Raw genomic sequence first — 12,616 nt, forward strand, 5'->3', positions numbered from 1 at the left:
GTCGTGTATGACGTCGTCAGGTCCAGGGCAGCGTGGCCGTTTGCACCGTCGCCGCCGCGCCCCCCATTGGGTGCGCCGCCAAGACCGCCGGCCCCCGACACGCCCACGACCGCGCCCAAGGCATCGGGATGGTGCGACACGTTGAAGGAAAGCAGCAGCAAGCCAAGGCTCAGCTTGATCGCGGTGGTTCTGGCATAGCGAAACAGCGTTGAGTCTGCGTGGCGCAGTGCCGCGCGGGAATCCTCGTGCATCAATCGATCTTCCTGGGTGTTGGGGTCACGCTCGGCTTCCCCATTTGCGTCGGTGTGATCGATTGTGTTCAAGCTCCCCAGACTTACCCAGAGCACGTTTACTCCGATGGCGCGACCACTTTCATAAGAATCAACGGCCGCTTCGGAATCCGACCAGTCTCGATTGCGCGGGATTCAATAACGTGCCAGCCGCCCCGGAGAGGTTTTCGGCGGCAATCGTGTCGTCATTCCTGCCACGATCAAAGCGCAAATTTGCATCTTGATGGCGCAATATTGCGCTACCGGAATGTCATGCCACGGTTACGCTGGAGCCTTCCGATCACCGAACTTCATTTCCACACCCTCCAGGAAAAAGCCATGACGACCCAATCGAACTCGCTCGAAAAGAAAACCGCCTATTGGGGCGTGCCGTGGGAGGACGCCTATGGCTATGCGCAGGCAGTGCAGGTGGGCAGCGAAATCTATGTGTCCGGCCAGCTCAACCATGACCCGGACGGCAACCTGATCGCGCCGGCCGAACTGGACGAGCAAGGCAAGCCGCGCGACTTTTCCACAATGGAAGCGCAGATGCGCGCGACCTACGAAAACCTGGCGGTGCTGCTCGGCAAGTTTGGCGCCACGCTGGATAACGTCGTGGAAGAAACGCTGTACGTGCTGGACGTGGATGCGGCCTTTGCCGCCGCGGGCAAGGTGCGCAAGGCGGCCTACGGCACCGACCGTCCGCAAGTGGCCAGCAACCTGATCGGCGTATCACGTCTGGCGATGCCCCCGCAATTGATCGAGATCGCTTGCAAGGCCATCCTGCGTCCCAAGGATGCCGGCTGACCAGACGTTATGGCTTGGCGGGGTGGAGGGCCAGGCGGCCCTCGATCAACGCCTTCTGCTTGGCCACGGCCGCTGCGCAAAAGCGCATGAAGGCCTGAACGCGGCGGGATCCGCGGATGTCTGGATGCGTGAGCAGCCAAAGCTCATCCTGAAGCTCGGGCACGACGGGGCCGACGCGCACCACATCGGCCATCGTGTCACCCAGCATGCAGGGCAGGTAACCCATGCCCAGGCCGGCCGAGATCCCCGCGCTGACGGCGGCAACCGAGTCCGAGCGGTATGCAATGCGGGATGGTGCCACGCGGGTGTCAAGATAGTGCGCGGCCTTGAGCCCGGACAGCCCGCCCGCGTAGGACACCCAATCCAGCTCGTAAAGGCGATCCGCAGCGGGCGCCTTGCGGCGAAATTGCCGGGCGGCCCCATAAGGCGCCCACGCGATGCCGGCCAATCTACGCCCCACCCAGCTCTCAGGCGGCCGCCGCGTTGCCCTAAGGGCGATGTCCGATTCGTCGCGCGCAAGATCCAGCGTGTCGTTGCCAACCAGCACCTCGATAGTCAACGAAGGATGCTCTGCCCTGAAATCGGCAATGATCGGGGTCAGGAAATACAAGAGAAGCGAATCGCTGGTGGCGACGCGAAGCGTGCCCTGCGGATCGTGCGCGGCGCCTGAAATGCGTCGGGCCACGCTGACGACATCAAGCTCGACGCGCTCGCTCAGCGCACGCAGTTCCATGCCTTCAGGCGTCAGCTTGTAGCCCGCGTGCCGCCGGTCGAACAAGGCGACGCCCAGCGCGGCTTCGGCGTGCGCCACGCGGCGCGACACCGTGGAGGCATTGATGCCCAGCTTCTCGGCCGCAATCGACCGATTGCCGCAGTCGCTCAGCGTCTTGATGATGCGCAGGTCATCCCACGACAACTGTTGCGGCGCGTCGCCCTGTCCGGCGGAGGGGCTATCGGCGTGCGTCTGAGTTTTGGCGGGTTTGGACTGCACGATGATTGGCGGATGTTCTTTCGCAGCGGATTAATGAGGATCGCCGGCGATCCTGCCCGCGCGATTTTTGCCACGGGTTTGCGCCCACGCCTTTCTATCCACAGTATTAGCGAAAACAAAAAAGGGCCCAAAAAGGGCCCGGAACAACGCACAGCTTTAATCAGTTGGCGCGCCCGACAGGAATCGAACCTGTATCAAGAGCTTCGGAAACTCTCATTCTATCCATTGAACTACGGGCGCAGCGCAAGGAGGCGGTATTGTACCCAGTTTTGCGCGTTCTGCATGAACTGGATCAAATCCTCCGGCAAACTCATCGAAAACCCGTCCTTTCTCATTGGACGATCGTCCATGACACCGTTATATAATCCAGCGTTTGCTTGCAGGCGGGCGTGAGTTGCCGCCGACTTGTGCAGTTCTGATTTTCTGTTGCCGCCGCCAGGCGCCCCCGGTACCCGTTAGCAGGATTTGGTCATGAGCAACGAGCAGGAACACATAGAAGAGCACTCCTCCCCCATCAAGACCCCGAAGCAACTGATCGTCACGATCGTCCTGGCTTTCGTGGTTCCCATCGCCATCATCATCCTTCTGGTGAACATGGTGGTCACCGGCACCAAGACCGGCGCCGGCTCGGACGCTTTGTCCGGCGAGGCCGTCGCCCGGCGGATCGCACCCGTTGCGGGATTCGAACTGGTCGACGCCAACGCGCCCAAGGTCTTCAAGACCGGCGAACAGGTCTTTGCCACCGTCTGTACGGCCTGTCACACCGCCGGCGTGGCTGGCGCACCCAAGCTGGGCGACAACGCCGCGTGGGCGCCCTTCATCAAGGCTGGCTACGACGAGATGATGAAAGTCGCGCTGCACGGCAAGGGCGGCATGCCCGCCAAGGGCGGCAACCCGGCCCTGTCCGACTACGAAGTCGCGCGCGCCGTGGTGTACATGGCCAACAAGTCCGGCGCCTCGCTGCCGGAACCCGCGGCCCCCGCTGAAGAAGGCGCCAAGAAGGAAGGCGAAGCCGCAGCCGCGCCCGCCCCCCAAGCCGCTGCACCGGCCGCAGCAGCGCCGGCTGCCGCAGCACCGGCTGCCGCAGCACCTGCCGCTGCCGCACCCGCTGCCCCGGCCCCCGCCCAACAGGCTGCCGCGGTCAATCCGGCCGGCGAAAAGCTCTACAAGACGGCCTGTTTCGCGTGCCACGCCACGGGTGTCGCCAATGCGCCCAAGTTCGGCGACAAGGCCGCCTGGGAGCCCTACATCAAGACCGGCATGGACGCCATGGTGAAGGTAGCCATGACGGGCAAGGGCGCAATGCCTCCCAAGGGCGGCGCCGCCAACGCCTCCGAAGATGACATCCGCGCCGCCGTCCAATACATGGTGGACGCCGCCAAGTAATACCCCGCCGGCAAGACAGGCAACAAAAAGCCCATTGATGATTCAAGGGGCTTTTTTGTGGCCGCAACTTCTTCATACGTTGAAATGGTGTCTGACACCCGTTGAGACACCGGCGCACATTGACGACCATCTCGCCTGGGTGTCAGACACCTTGCCGTTGTTGAAAAGGTGTCTGACACCCGTTGAGACACCGCCGCACATTGACGGCCATCTCGCCTGGGTGTCAGACACCTTGCCGTTCAGCGATCAGTCCGCCGTCGACTTCAGCAGCGACATGCCCAGTTGAACGCGGCGTTGCAGCCACAGGCTCGGACGGTAACGGGTGTCGCCCGTGACGCGCTGCATGCTCTTCAGGATTTCCAGGATGCGGTCGGCGCCCAGCTTGTCGCCCAGGGCCAGCGGGCCCGCGGGATAGCCCAGGCCCAGCGTCACGGCCAGGTCGATGTCTTCCGGCGTGGCGATCTTCTGCTGCGCGATGTCGCAGGCGATGTTCACGATGTGCGCCACGATGCGCTGCGCGATGAAGCCAGGCGAATCCTCGATCACCGTGACGGGCACGCCATCGGCGGCCAGCAGTGCATGGGCGGCGTCGCGCCACTTGTCCTCGGTGGCGGGCGAGACCATGATCGTGCGGCGCTTCGCGCCGTCGAACGCATACAGCGTATCCAGGCCGACCGTGCGGCCCGCGTTCAGGCCTTGCGCCGAGACGCTGGTGGACACGTCTTCGCCGAACGGCGTGACCAGGATCAGCGCATCGGCGTCGGGCGTGGAGCCTGTGACCAGCGTGCCGCCCAGCTTTTCAACCAGTGCGGACGCGCGGGCGTAGCCTTCGCCGTGCTTTGGGCTGACCCAGACTTTCAGGCCTTCGGGCAGCGCGGGCGCTGCCGCTTCGGCCGGCACCTGCTTCTGGCCGTCGGCATAGACGTAGAAGCCTTCACCCGCCTTGCGGCCGATCAGCCCGCCCGCCAGGCGCACGGTGGTGATCGGCGACGGGCGGAAGCGCGGCTCGTCGAAGAATTGGCGGTAGATGGATTCCATCACCGGATGCGAGACGTCGAGCGCGGTCAGGTCCAGCAGTTCGAACGGTCCCATGCGAAAGCCGGCCTGCTCGCGCATCACGGCATCGACCTGGGCGAAGGTGGCCACGGCCTCCTGCGCCACGCGCAGGCCTTCGGTATTCATGCCGCGGCCGGCGTGGTTGACGATAAAGCCGGGCATGTCCTTGGCGCGCACGGGCGTGTGGCCCATGCGGCGGGCCAGCTCGGCCAGGGCGTCGCCCACTTCCGGCGCGCTGCGCAGGCCGTCGATGACTTCAACCACCTTCATCAGCGCAACCGGATTGAAGAAGTGATAGCCGGCCACGCGTTGGGGCCGCTTGCAGGCGGCCGCGATGGCGGTGATGGACAGGGACGAGGTGTTGGACGCCAGGATGCAGTCGTCGGCAACCACGCCTTCCAGCGCCGCGAAAAGGTCCCGCTTGACGTCCAGCCTCTCGACGATGGCCTCGACCACGAGCTGGCAGTTCGCCATGTCGGTCAGGGCGGTGGCCGATTCGACGCGTTCAAGGGCAGCTTGCGCGTCGGCCGCCGTCAGCTTGCCCTTCTGGGCCAGCTTCTCCCAAGTCTGGCGCAAGGATTCGCGCGCGGCCGCGATGGCGTCGGTGCTGGTGTCGTACAGACGCACGCGCAGGCCGGCCTGCGCCGCGATCTGCGCGATGCCGCGCCCCATGGCCCCGGCGCCCACGACGCCGATGGTTTGAATCTCCGTCATCAACTATCTCCTGCCTGTATTGGAATGAATCGTGCGCCTGGCGCGGCGCGGCATGCGCAGAAGGCGGCCAGGCCGCCTCGCGCGCGCGTCAGGACCGGCTCTGGGCCAGCGCCTGGATTTCTTCGGCCGACAGCCCCAGCTTTTCGGACAGGACCTGTTCGGTGTGCTCGCCCAGCATGGGCGGCGCGCGGCGGTACTCGACCGGACTGCCGGAAAACTTCAGCGGGCTGGCGGCCACGGGCACGGTGCCGGCAGCCGGATGGGGCAGCTCGCGCTTCATGTTGCGGGCCAGGACGTGGGGGTCTTCGTAGACCTGGTCCAGCGTGTTGATGGGACCGGCCGGCACGCCCACGCCTTCCAGCGCGGCAAGCCAGTGGTCGCGCTCGCCGGTGGCCATGCGTTCGGCCAGCAGCGGCACCAGTTCCTCGCGGTTCTTCACGCGCTGCGGATTGGTGGCAAAACGCGGGTCAGCGGACAGCTCGGGCAGGCCGATGGCGCCGCAGTAGTTGCGGAACTGACTGTCGTTGCCCACCGCCACGATGAGGTGACCGTCGCTGGCCGCGAACACCTGGTAGGGAACCAGGTTCTGGTGCGCGTTGCCGGCGCGGCGAGGGGCCACGCCGGAGGTCATGAAGTTCAGGTTCTGATTGGCCATCATGGCGACCTGGCAATCCAGCAGCGCCATGTCGATGTGCTGGCCCAGGCCGCTGCGCGCGCGCTCGTGCAGCGCGGCCAGGATGCCCACGGTGGAATACATGCCGGTCATCAGGTCGGCCACGGCCACGCCGGCCTTTTGCGGACCGCCGCCGGGCAGGTCGTCGCGCTCGCCCGTGATGCTCATCAGGCCGCCCATGCCCTGGATCATGAAGTCATAGCCGGGACGGCTGGCGTACGGGCCGGTCTGGCCGAAACCCGTGATCGAGCAGTAGATCAAGCGCGGGTTCAGTTCCTTCAGGCTCTCGTAGTCCAGGCCGTACTTGGAAAGCCCGCCGACCTTAAAGTTTTCCACCAGGATGTCGCTTTGCAGCGCCAGCTCGCGCACCAGCTCCGCGCCGCGCGGCGACGCGATGTCCAGCGCCACCGACATCTTGTTGCGGTTGGCCGACAGGTAGTACGCGGCTTCGGTGGTGTCGTGGCCCGCTTCGTCCTTCAGGTACGGAGGGCCCCAGGCGCGCGTGTCGTCGCCCGAGCCGGGCCGTTCGATCTTGATCACCTCGGCGCCGAGGTCGGCCAGGTTCTGGGTGCACCAGGGACCCGCCAGCACGCGGGTCAGATCCAGCACGCGTATGCCGGTGAGGGGAGCGGGACGTTGCGACATCGGTAATCTTTTCGCTAGAAAGGGAAATGAGAACTTCCGGCCCCGCGAGCAAGCGCCGGGCGGACTGGGATTCCGTCATGCCAGAAGGCGGCCCGCCGGGGCCGCCTTCCGATCAACATTCGTCAGACTGGATATTAGCCTCTCGAACGCGTTGGCCGGACCTCTGGCGGCGGAAAGATCAGGAATGCGCCTTGATGGTCTCGCGCGCGATCACCAGTTGCTGGATCTGCGAGGTGCCTTCAAAGATGCGGAACAGGCGCACGTCGCGGTAGAAGCGCTCCACCGCGTACTCGGACATGTAGCCCGCGCCGCCGTGGATCTGCACCGCGCGGTCGGCGACGCGGCCCACCATTTCGGTGGAGAAGAGCTTGCAGCAGGCGGCCTGCATGGTGGTGTTTTCGCCGCGGTCGCGCATGCGGGCAGCGTCCAACACCATGCAGCGGGCCGCGTAGAGCTCGGCCTGGCTGTCGGCGATCATCGCCTGGATGAGCTGGAATTCGGCGATGGGTTGGCCGAACTGCTTGCGCTCGGTGGCGTACTTCACGGCGTCGCGCAGCAGGCGGTCAGCGATGCCGACGCACAGCGCGGAAATATGCAGGCGGCCCTTGTCCAGCACGCGCATGGAGGTCCGGAAGCCGTTGCCCTCTTCCCCGCCCAGCAGCGCGCTGGCAGGCACGCGGCAGTTGTCGAACACGACGTCGCTGGTCAGCGCGCCGGCCTGGCCCATCTTCTTGTCCGGCTTGCCGATGATGAGGCCCGGCGTGCCGGCTTCGACCAGGAAGCACGAGATCGAATTGGCGCGGCGCTCAGGCGCGGTGCGCGCCATCACGGAGAACAGGCCGGCGATGGGCGCGTTGGTGATGTAGCGCTTGGTGCCGTTCAGCACATAGAAGTCGCCATCACGCTCGGCGGACAGGCGCAGCGCCATGGCGTCGGAACCGGCATCAGGCTCGGTCAGCGCGAAGGACCCGATGAGCTCGCCGCTGGCCAGCCTGGGCAGGTAGTTGGCGCGCTGTTCGTCGGTGCCGGCCAGGACGATGGCCTGCGAGCCGATGCCGATATTGGTGCCGGCCAGCGAGCGGAAGGCGGGCGAGGTCTGGCCCAGTTCAAAAACCACGCGGACCTCTTCTTCCATCGTCAGGCCCAAGCCGCCGAAGTCCGGCGAGATGGACAGGCCGAACAGGCCCAGGTCACGCATTTCGTTGACGATGTCCGGCGGCACTTCGCCGCTGGCGGCCAGTTCGTCCTCGGCGGGAATCAGGCGTTCGTGGACGAAGCGGCGGACGGCGTCGATCAGGAGGTTCAGGGTTTCGGTGTCGAGGGCCATGATGGAAGTCTCTTTGAGCGGATACAGGTCGGGGAATGGGTGTGGCGGCGGGCTCAGGCGCGCATGCCGCCCACCAGCAGATCGAAATAGCCGTCGGCGATGGACTCGGCGCTGTCGCCCTGGCCTGGCTTGTACCAGCGCACCATCCAGTTCAGCATCGACAGCACGGCGCGGCCGGTGGCGGCCACATCCAGCGGACGGAACGCGCCGTCGGCAACGCCCTGCGCGATGACCTCGCGCAACTGCTTTTCGTAGTTGTCGCGCAGGCGGGCCGCATCGTCGCGCTCGGAAAGCGCCATGCCGGAATAGCCGATCAGCATCGTCACGAACTGGGCGTGGTGCTGCTCGAAATACCGGGCATGCCCCACCATGAAGGCGCGCAGGCGGGCCGCCCCGCCCTCGGCGCCGGCCACATCGCGGCCGACGGTGTGCGTCAGGCCCTCCAGCACCTCGAGGATGATGGCGTCGTAGATGTCCTGCTTGGTGGGGTAATAGTGATAGATGGCCGCCTTGGACACACCGATGGCGCCGGCCAGGTCGGAAATCGAGCTGCCGTCGTAACCGCTGCGCGCGAACAGCTTGGCGGCTTCTTCCAGAATGCGTTCGCGCGGGGCGGCCAGAGTGGGCGGCCGGCCCGCGCGGGCACGTTTCTGAACGGGTTGGGGGGTGATGCCCATGGACGCCTTTGGCAGGGGCCGCGCGGGGGCCGACGGGTTCTGGCGAACCGCAATTGACAGCCCTTCCGCGCATGCCGTTAAATAAAGATTAATTAATTACCGGACGGTCGGTAGGTAATTAATATACTCCAAAAACCTAGGACGAGACGACGCCCCATGCCCCATCCCCTCGTGACTGATTTGTATGGCCAGATGTCCCTGCCGGTCATCAGCGCCCCGATGTTCATCGTCTCCAATCCCAAGCTGGTCATCGCCCAGTGCACGAGCGGCATCGTGGGGTCATTTCCCGCGCTGAATGCGCGCCCGCAGACGCTCCTGACCGACTGGCTCGATGAAGTGCAGGCCGGCCTGGCGTCATACCGCGAGGCCAATCCCGGCGCCCGCGTCGCGCCGTTCGCCGTCAACCAGATCATCCACCAGTCCAACGACCGCCTGGAGCAGGACCTGGCCGTGTGCGCCAGCCACCGGGTGCCGCTCATCATCACCAGCCTGCGCGCCCCCGGCGACCTGGTGAAGGGCGTGCACGACTGGGGCGGCAAGGTCTTCCATGACGTCACCACGATCCGCCACGCCGAAAAGGCGCTGGAAGCCGGCGTCGATGGCCTGATTCTGGTGTGCGCGGGCGCGGGCGGCCATGCCGGCACGCTCAGCCCCTTCGCGCTGATTTCCGAGGTGCGCCGCTTCTACGACGGCCCCCTGATCCTGTCGGGCGCCATCACCTCGGGCGCGCACATCCTGGCCGCGCAAGCCATGGGCGCGGACTTCGCCTACATGGGCACGCGCTTCATCGCCAGCGAGGAAGCCAACGCCAGCGACGGCTACAAGTCCGCGATCGTCGAGGCCAGCGCGTCGGACATCCTGTACACGCCCTTCTTCACCGGCATTCCGGGCAACTATCTGAAAGCCAGCATCGCCGCCGCGGGCCTGGATCCGGCCAACCTGCCCGCGCCGGACACCGGCGCGTCCAATTTCGGGACCACCCGAGTCAAGCCCTGGAAGGACATCTGGGGCGCCGGCCAGGGCGTGGGCGGCATCGCTAGCGTCGAACCCACCAGCAAGATCGTCGACACGCTGCGGCATGAATACGCCGAGGCAAAGGCCCGCCTGGCCGCGGGACCGCACGCATGAGCGCCGGCCTGAAGGTGGCGCGGGATGGCGCCGTCCTCACGCTGACGATCGACCGCCAGGATCGCCGCAATGCGCTCGACACCGCCACCTATGCCGCGCTGACCGAGCAGATTTCGCTGGCCAGCGCGGACGTGGCGGTGTCGGCCGTCATCCTGACGGGCGCGGGCGAACACTTCACGGCGGGCAACGACCTGCGCGACTTTCAGGCCGAACGCGGAGCGGGCGACAGCGCCGGGCTGACGTTCCTGCGCGCGCTGACCACGGCCGACGTGCCGGTCATCGCCGCGGTCGAGGGCTACGCCATCGGCATCGGCGTGACGCTGCTGCAGCATTGCGATTTTGTCCACATCGGGGAAGGCGCGACCTTGCGCATGCCGTTTGTCGCCCTGGGGCTGTGTCCGGAAGGCGCGTCCAGCCTGCTGATGCCGCGCCTGGTGGGACGGCGGGCAGCGCAATGGCTGATGCAGGGCAAGGCGTTTTCCGCCCAGGAGGCGGAGGACGCCGGCCTGGCTACGTCGGTCACGCCCAAGGGGCAGGCGATCGCCGCAGCACAGGCCACCGCCGCCGACCTGGCGCGCCAGCCGCCGGCCGCCCTGCGCCTGACCAAGGCCATGATGAAGCGGGCGGACCGCCAGGCCATCCAGGAGACGCTGGACTACGAAGCCCAGCAGTTCCGCGCCCGCCTGCAGACCGAAGAGGCGCAGGCGGCATTCGCCAAGTTCTTCAAGAAATAACGCGTCAGAACGGCGAGTCGGGCCGGAAGTTCGGCGCCCGGCGTTCGCGCAGGGAATTGATGCCCTCGCGCACGTCCGGGCCGCCAAAGCCCATGAATTCCAGCGCCAGCGACGTGTCGAAGGTCGGTCCGGCCATGCGCAGCCAATTGTTCAGCGAATACTTGGTCCAGCGGATCGCCGTCTGCGATCCGGCCGCCAGCTTGTTGGCCACCTCGAACGCCTTGGCGATCAGCTCGGCCTCGTCCACGCACAGCGACACCAGGCCGATGCGTTCGGCTTCCTCGCCCGACACCGTCTCGCACAGCATCAGGTAGTACTTCGCCTTGGCCATGCCGCACAGCAGCGGCCAGACGATGGCGGCATGGTCGCCCGCCGTGACGCCCAGCCGGGTGTGGCCGTCGATGATCCGCGCGTCGCGCGCCGCGATCGAGATGTCGGCCAGCAGGCCGGCCACCAGCCCCGCCCCCACCGCCGCGCCGTGCATGGCCGACACGATCGGCTTGCTGCAATTGATGATGTTGTAGACCAGGTCGCGCGCCTCGCGCCAGACGCGGGTGCGCACGTCGAAGTCGTCCGCCATCTGCTGCACCAGATCCAGATCGCCGCCGCCGGAGAAGCCCTTGCCCTCGCCGCGGATCACCACGACCCGCGTGTCCGGATCGGTATCGATGTCGCGCCAGATGTCGGCCAGTTCCCGGTGCATCCGGTCGTCGGCCGTGGACAGCTTGCCCGGCACGCCGCCCTTGGCGCCCATGATCAGTTCCAGCACGCCGCCCGGGTGGCGGCGCAGCTTCAGGGATTCGTAGGCCGAATAGTGTTCCAGCGTGATGTCGGTCATTGTCTGCTCCGGGTCTCGTCTTTGGTTGTTCGCGCCCCGCCCCAAGGCGGCCGCGTTTTTGCGCACTATAGTGGATACGGCCGACCCGCCATGACGATTTCCCCCCGGAGCCTCACCCCATGAACACCCCCGCCGTTCCCATTGACCGCGCCGCGCTGCCCGCCCTGTTCGCGCCTCGCGCAGACGACTCGCACAAAGGCAGCTTCGGCACCGTGGGCGTGGTGGGCGGCGGTCCCGGCATGACGGGCGCGGCCCTGCTCGCCGCCCGCGCCGCCCTGAAGACCGGCGCCGGCAAGGTGCTGGTGGGTTTCGTGCAGGAAACGCTGCCCCTGCCCTGCGACCCGTTGCAGCCCGAACTGATGCTGCGCGACTTCCGCTCGCTGCTGGAAGAGGACTGGGGCGTGACCGCCTGGGTCGCCGGCTGCGGGATCGGCACTGGCGCGCTTCCCGCCAACGCCCTGTCCGAATTGTTCGTCCTGCGGCGGCACGCGCCGCTGGTCCTGGACGCCGACGGCCTGAACCTGCTCGCCCGCGGCGAAATCCGTCCCACTTGGGGCGCGGGCCCCGTCGTGCTGACCCCGCACCCGGCGGAAGCCGCCCGCCTGCTGGGTGTCGGCACGGACGCCATCCAGCGCGACCGCCCCGCCGCCGCCCGGCAACTGGCGCAGCGCTTTCAGGCGTGGGTGGTGCTTAAGGGCGCCGGCACGGTGGTGTGCGCCCCGGACGGCGGCCTGCACATCAACACCACCGGCAATCCGGGCCTGGCGACTGCCGGAACCGGGGACGTATTGGCCGGCATGCTGGGGGGCCTGATCGCCCAGAAGCTACCGCTGGACCAAGCGGTGCTCGGCGCTATCTGGCTGCACGGCGCCGCCGCCGATGCCCTCGTCGCCCAGGGGGTCGGCCCCATCGGCCTGACGGCCGGCGAGCTTGCCGACGCCGCCCGCGCCCTGCGCAACCAGGGCTAAGTCCATGTCCCGCAAACATTTTTACAACATACTAGGGTTTTCCCTAAAAAGAGCATTGCTATTGTCCTAGGGTTATCCCTATAATGGTTTACCCCATGACGAAACGGACTGGAGCCAAACCATGAGCGAACTGACCCTGAACAACACTGCCCGCCTGACCGACGCGCTGGAGCGTGACCTGCTCCGCGGCGCTCTCGAAAACCAACCGAATTCTCACCCGCTGACCAGCCTGAAGAAGGCTGGTCAATCCGTAGCAGCCGCTGTTGCCGCCGTCTTTGCCTTCATCGACGAAGTGAACGAATCGATGAACAAGGCTCGCGCCGCCAGCTCGCGCTTCTCCGGATCGCAGTGGTAATAACAGCCGCGCCAGGCTGAATCGCGACCGATCTCCCGCGAATCAGCC

13 protein-coding genes and 1 tRNA gene are annotated in these 12,616 nt (G+C 66.3%); 6 read left to right on the plus strand and 8 right to left on the minus strand.

The window, feature by feature from the left end; genetic code table 11:
* A partial coding sequence (locus AC6LJW_RS28725) for a hypothetical protein (protein ID WP_498088904.1) occupies positions 1–323 on the minus strand: 323 nt, incomplete at its 3' end.
* Positions 324–608: 285 nt separating this feature from the next.
* Between AC6LJW_RS28725 and AC6LJW_RS28730 the strand changes: the two genes are divergently transcribed.
* Positions 609–1,076, plus strand: coding sequence for a Rid family hydrolase (locus tag AC6LJW_RS28730; protein ID WP_498088905.1), 468 nt, complete (start codon positions 609–611; stop codon positions 1,074–1,076).
* Positions 1,077–1,083: 7 nt separating this feature from the next.
* On the opposite strand, the gene AC6LJW_RS28735 is transcribed toward AC6LJW_RS28730, so the two are convergent.
* Together AC6LJW_RS28735 and AC6LJW_RS28740 are read right to left on the minus strand one after the other, a co-directional pair.
* Positions 1,084–2,067 carry a LysR family transcriptional regulator gene (locus tag AC6LJW_RS28735; RefSeq protein WP_498088906.1) on the minus strand — a complete coding sequence of 328 codons (984 nt, stop codon included), beginning with the start codon at positions 2,065–2,067 and terminating at the stop codon, positions 1,084–1,086.
* Between the two features lie 165 nt (positions 2,068–2,232).
* Positions 2,233–2,307 (minus strand) — tRNA-Arg (locus AC6LJW_RS28740).
* Positions 2,308–2,538: 231 nt separating this feature from the next.
* Between AC6LJW_RS28740 and AC6LJW_RS28745 the strand changes: the two genes are divergently transcribed.
* Complete coding sequence (locus AC6LJW_RS28745) at positions 2,539–3,453, plus strand: c-type cytochrome (RefSeq protein WP_498088907.1); 915 nt, start codon at positions 2,539–2,541, stop codon at positions 3,451–3,453.
* 246 nt (positions 3,454–3,699) lie between these two features.
* On the opposite strand, the gene AC6LJW_RS28750 is transcribed toward AC6LJW_RS28745, so the two are convergent.
* From AC6LJW_RS28750 to AC6LJW_RS28765, 4 genes are all read right to left on the minus strand, one after another.
* Positions 3,700–5,223: a 3-hydroxyacyl-CoA dehydrogenase gene (locus AC6LJW_RS28750; protein WP_056564831.1), complete on the minus strand. Its 1,524-nt coding sequence runs from the start codon at positions 5,221–5,223 to the stop codon at positions 3,700–3,702.
* An 88-nt stretch (positions 5,224–5,311) separates the two neighbouring features.
* Positions 5,312–6,541 (minus strand): CaiB/BaiF CoA transferase family protein, encoded by a 1,230-nt coding sequence (locus AC6LJW_RS28755; protein WP_427986222.1) that lies wholly within the window; start codon positions 6,539–6,541, stop codon positions 5,312–5,314.
* Between the two features lie 178 nt (positions 6,542–6,719).
* Positions 6,720–7,868, minus strand: coding sequence for an acyl-CoA dehydrogenase family protein (locus tag AC6LJW_RS28760; protein ID WP_056564840.1), 1,149 nt, complete (start codon positions 7,866–7,868; stop codon positions 6,720–6,722).
* Between the two features lie 53 nt (positions 7,869–7,921).
* Entirely contained in the window at positions 7,922–8,545 is a 624-nt protein-coding gene (locus AC6LJW_RS28765; protein WP_056564843.1) for a TetR/AcrR family transcriptional regulator, read from the minus strand.
* Between the two features lie 156 nt (positions 8,546–8,701).
* On the opposite strand from AC6LJW_RS28765, the gene AC6LJW_RS28770 reads away from it, so the two are divergent.
* Positions 8,702–9,673: an NAD(P)H-dependent flavin oxidoreductase gene (locus AC6LJW_RS28770; protein WP_056564846.1), complete on the plus strand. Its 972-nt coding sequence runs from the start codon at positions 8,702–8,704 to the stop codon at positions 9,671–9,673.
* Positions 9,670–10,407, plus strand: a complete 738-nt coding sequence (locus tag AC6LJW_RS28775; protein WP_286938749.1) for an enoyl-CoA hydratase-related protein — start codon at positions 9,670–9,672, stop codon at positions 10,405–10,407. The genes AC6LJW_RS28770 and AC6LJW_RS28775 overlap by 4 nt, the downstream gene beginning before the upstream one ends.
* Positions 10,408–10,411: 4 nt before the next feature.
* Here the strand turns inward: AC6LJW_RS28775 and AC6LJW_RS28780 are convergent, their stop codons facing one another.
* Positions 10,412–11,245, minus strand: coding sequence for an enoyl-CoA hydratase/isomerase family protein (locus AC6LJW_RS28780; RefSeq protein WP_056564852.1), 834 nt, complete (start codon positions 11,243–11,245; stop codon positions 10,412–10,414).
* Between the two features lie 119 nt (positions 11,246–11,364).
* On the opposite strand from AC6LJW_RS28780, the gene AC6LJW_RS28785 reads away from it, so the two are divergent.
* Together AC6LJW_RS28785 and AC6LJW_RS28790 are read left to right on the plus strand one after the other, a co-directional pair.
* A complete protein-coding gene (locus AC6LJW_RS28785) occupies positions 11,365–12,213 on the plus strand; it encodes an NAD(P)H-hydrate dehydratase (RefSeq protein ID WP_056564855.1) in 849 nt (282 codons plus the stop codon).
* Between the two features lie 121 nt (positions 12,214–12,334).
* Entirely contained in the window at positions 12,335–12,568 is a 234-nt protein-coding gene (locus AC6LJW_RS28790) for a hypothetical protein (protein WP_008161006.1), read from the plus strand.
* Positions 12,569–12,616 lie beyond the last annotated feature (48 nt).

This window comes from Achromobacter sp. 1012554356, assembly GCF_059760815.1.

Excerpts from the sequence above, each read along its gene's own strand:
- AC6LJW_RS28730 (WP_498088905.1), top strand. The coding sequence starts at position 609 with ATGACGACCCAATCGAACTCGCTCGAAAAGAAAACCGCCTATTGGGGC.
- AC6LJW_RS28745 (WP_498088907.1), top strand. The coding sequence starts at position 2,539 with ATGAGCAACGAGCAGGAACACATAGAAGAGCACTCCTCCCCCATCAAG.
- AC6LJW_RS28750 (WP_056564831.1), bottom strand. The coding sequence starts at position 5,223 with ATGACGGAGATTCAAACCATCGGCGTCGTGGGCGCCGGGGCCATGGGG.
- AC6LJW_RS28755 (WP_427986222.1), bottom strand. The coding sequence starts at position 6,541 with ATGTCGCAACGTCCCGCTCCCCTCACCGGCATACGCGTGCTGGATCTG.
- AC6LJW_RS28760 (WP_056564840.1), bottom strand. The coding sequence starts at position 7,868 with ATGGCCCTCGACACCGAAACCCTGAACCTCCTGATCGACGCCGTCCGC.
- AC6LJW_RS28765 (WP_056564843.1), bottom strand. The coding sequence starts at position 8,545 with ATGGGCATCACCCCCCAACCCGTTCAGAAACGTGCCCGCGCGGGCCGG.
- AC6LJW_RS28770 (WP_056564846.1), top strand. The coding sequence starts at position 8,702 with ATGCCCCATCCCCTCGTGACTGATTTGTATGGCCAGATGTCCCTGCCG.
- AC6LJW_RS28775 (WP_286938749.1), top strand. The coding sequence starts at position 9,670 with ATGAGCGCCGGCCTGAAGGTGGCGCGGGATGGCGCCGTCCTCACGCTG.
- AC6LJW_RS28780 (WP_056564852.1), bottom strand. The coding sequence starts at position 11,245 with ATGACCGACATCACGCTGGAACACTATTCGGCCTACGAATCCCTGAAG.
- AC6LJW_RS28785 (WP_056564855.1), top strand. The coding sequence starts at position 11,365 with ATGAACACCCCCGCCGTTCCCATTGACCGCGCCGCGCTGCCCGCCCTG.
- AC6LJW_RS28790 (WP_008161006.1), top strand. The coding sequence starts at position 12,335 with ATGAGCGAACTGACCCTGAACAACACTGCCCGCCTGACCGACGCGCTG.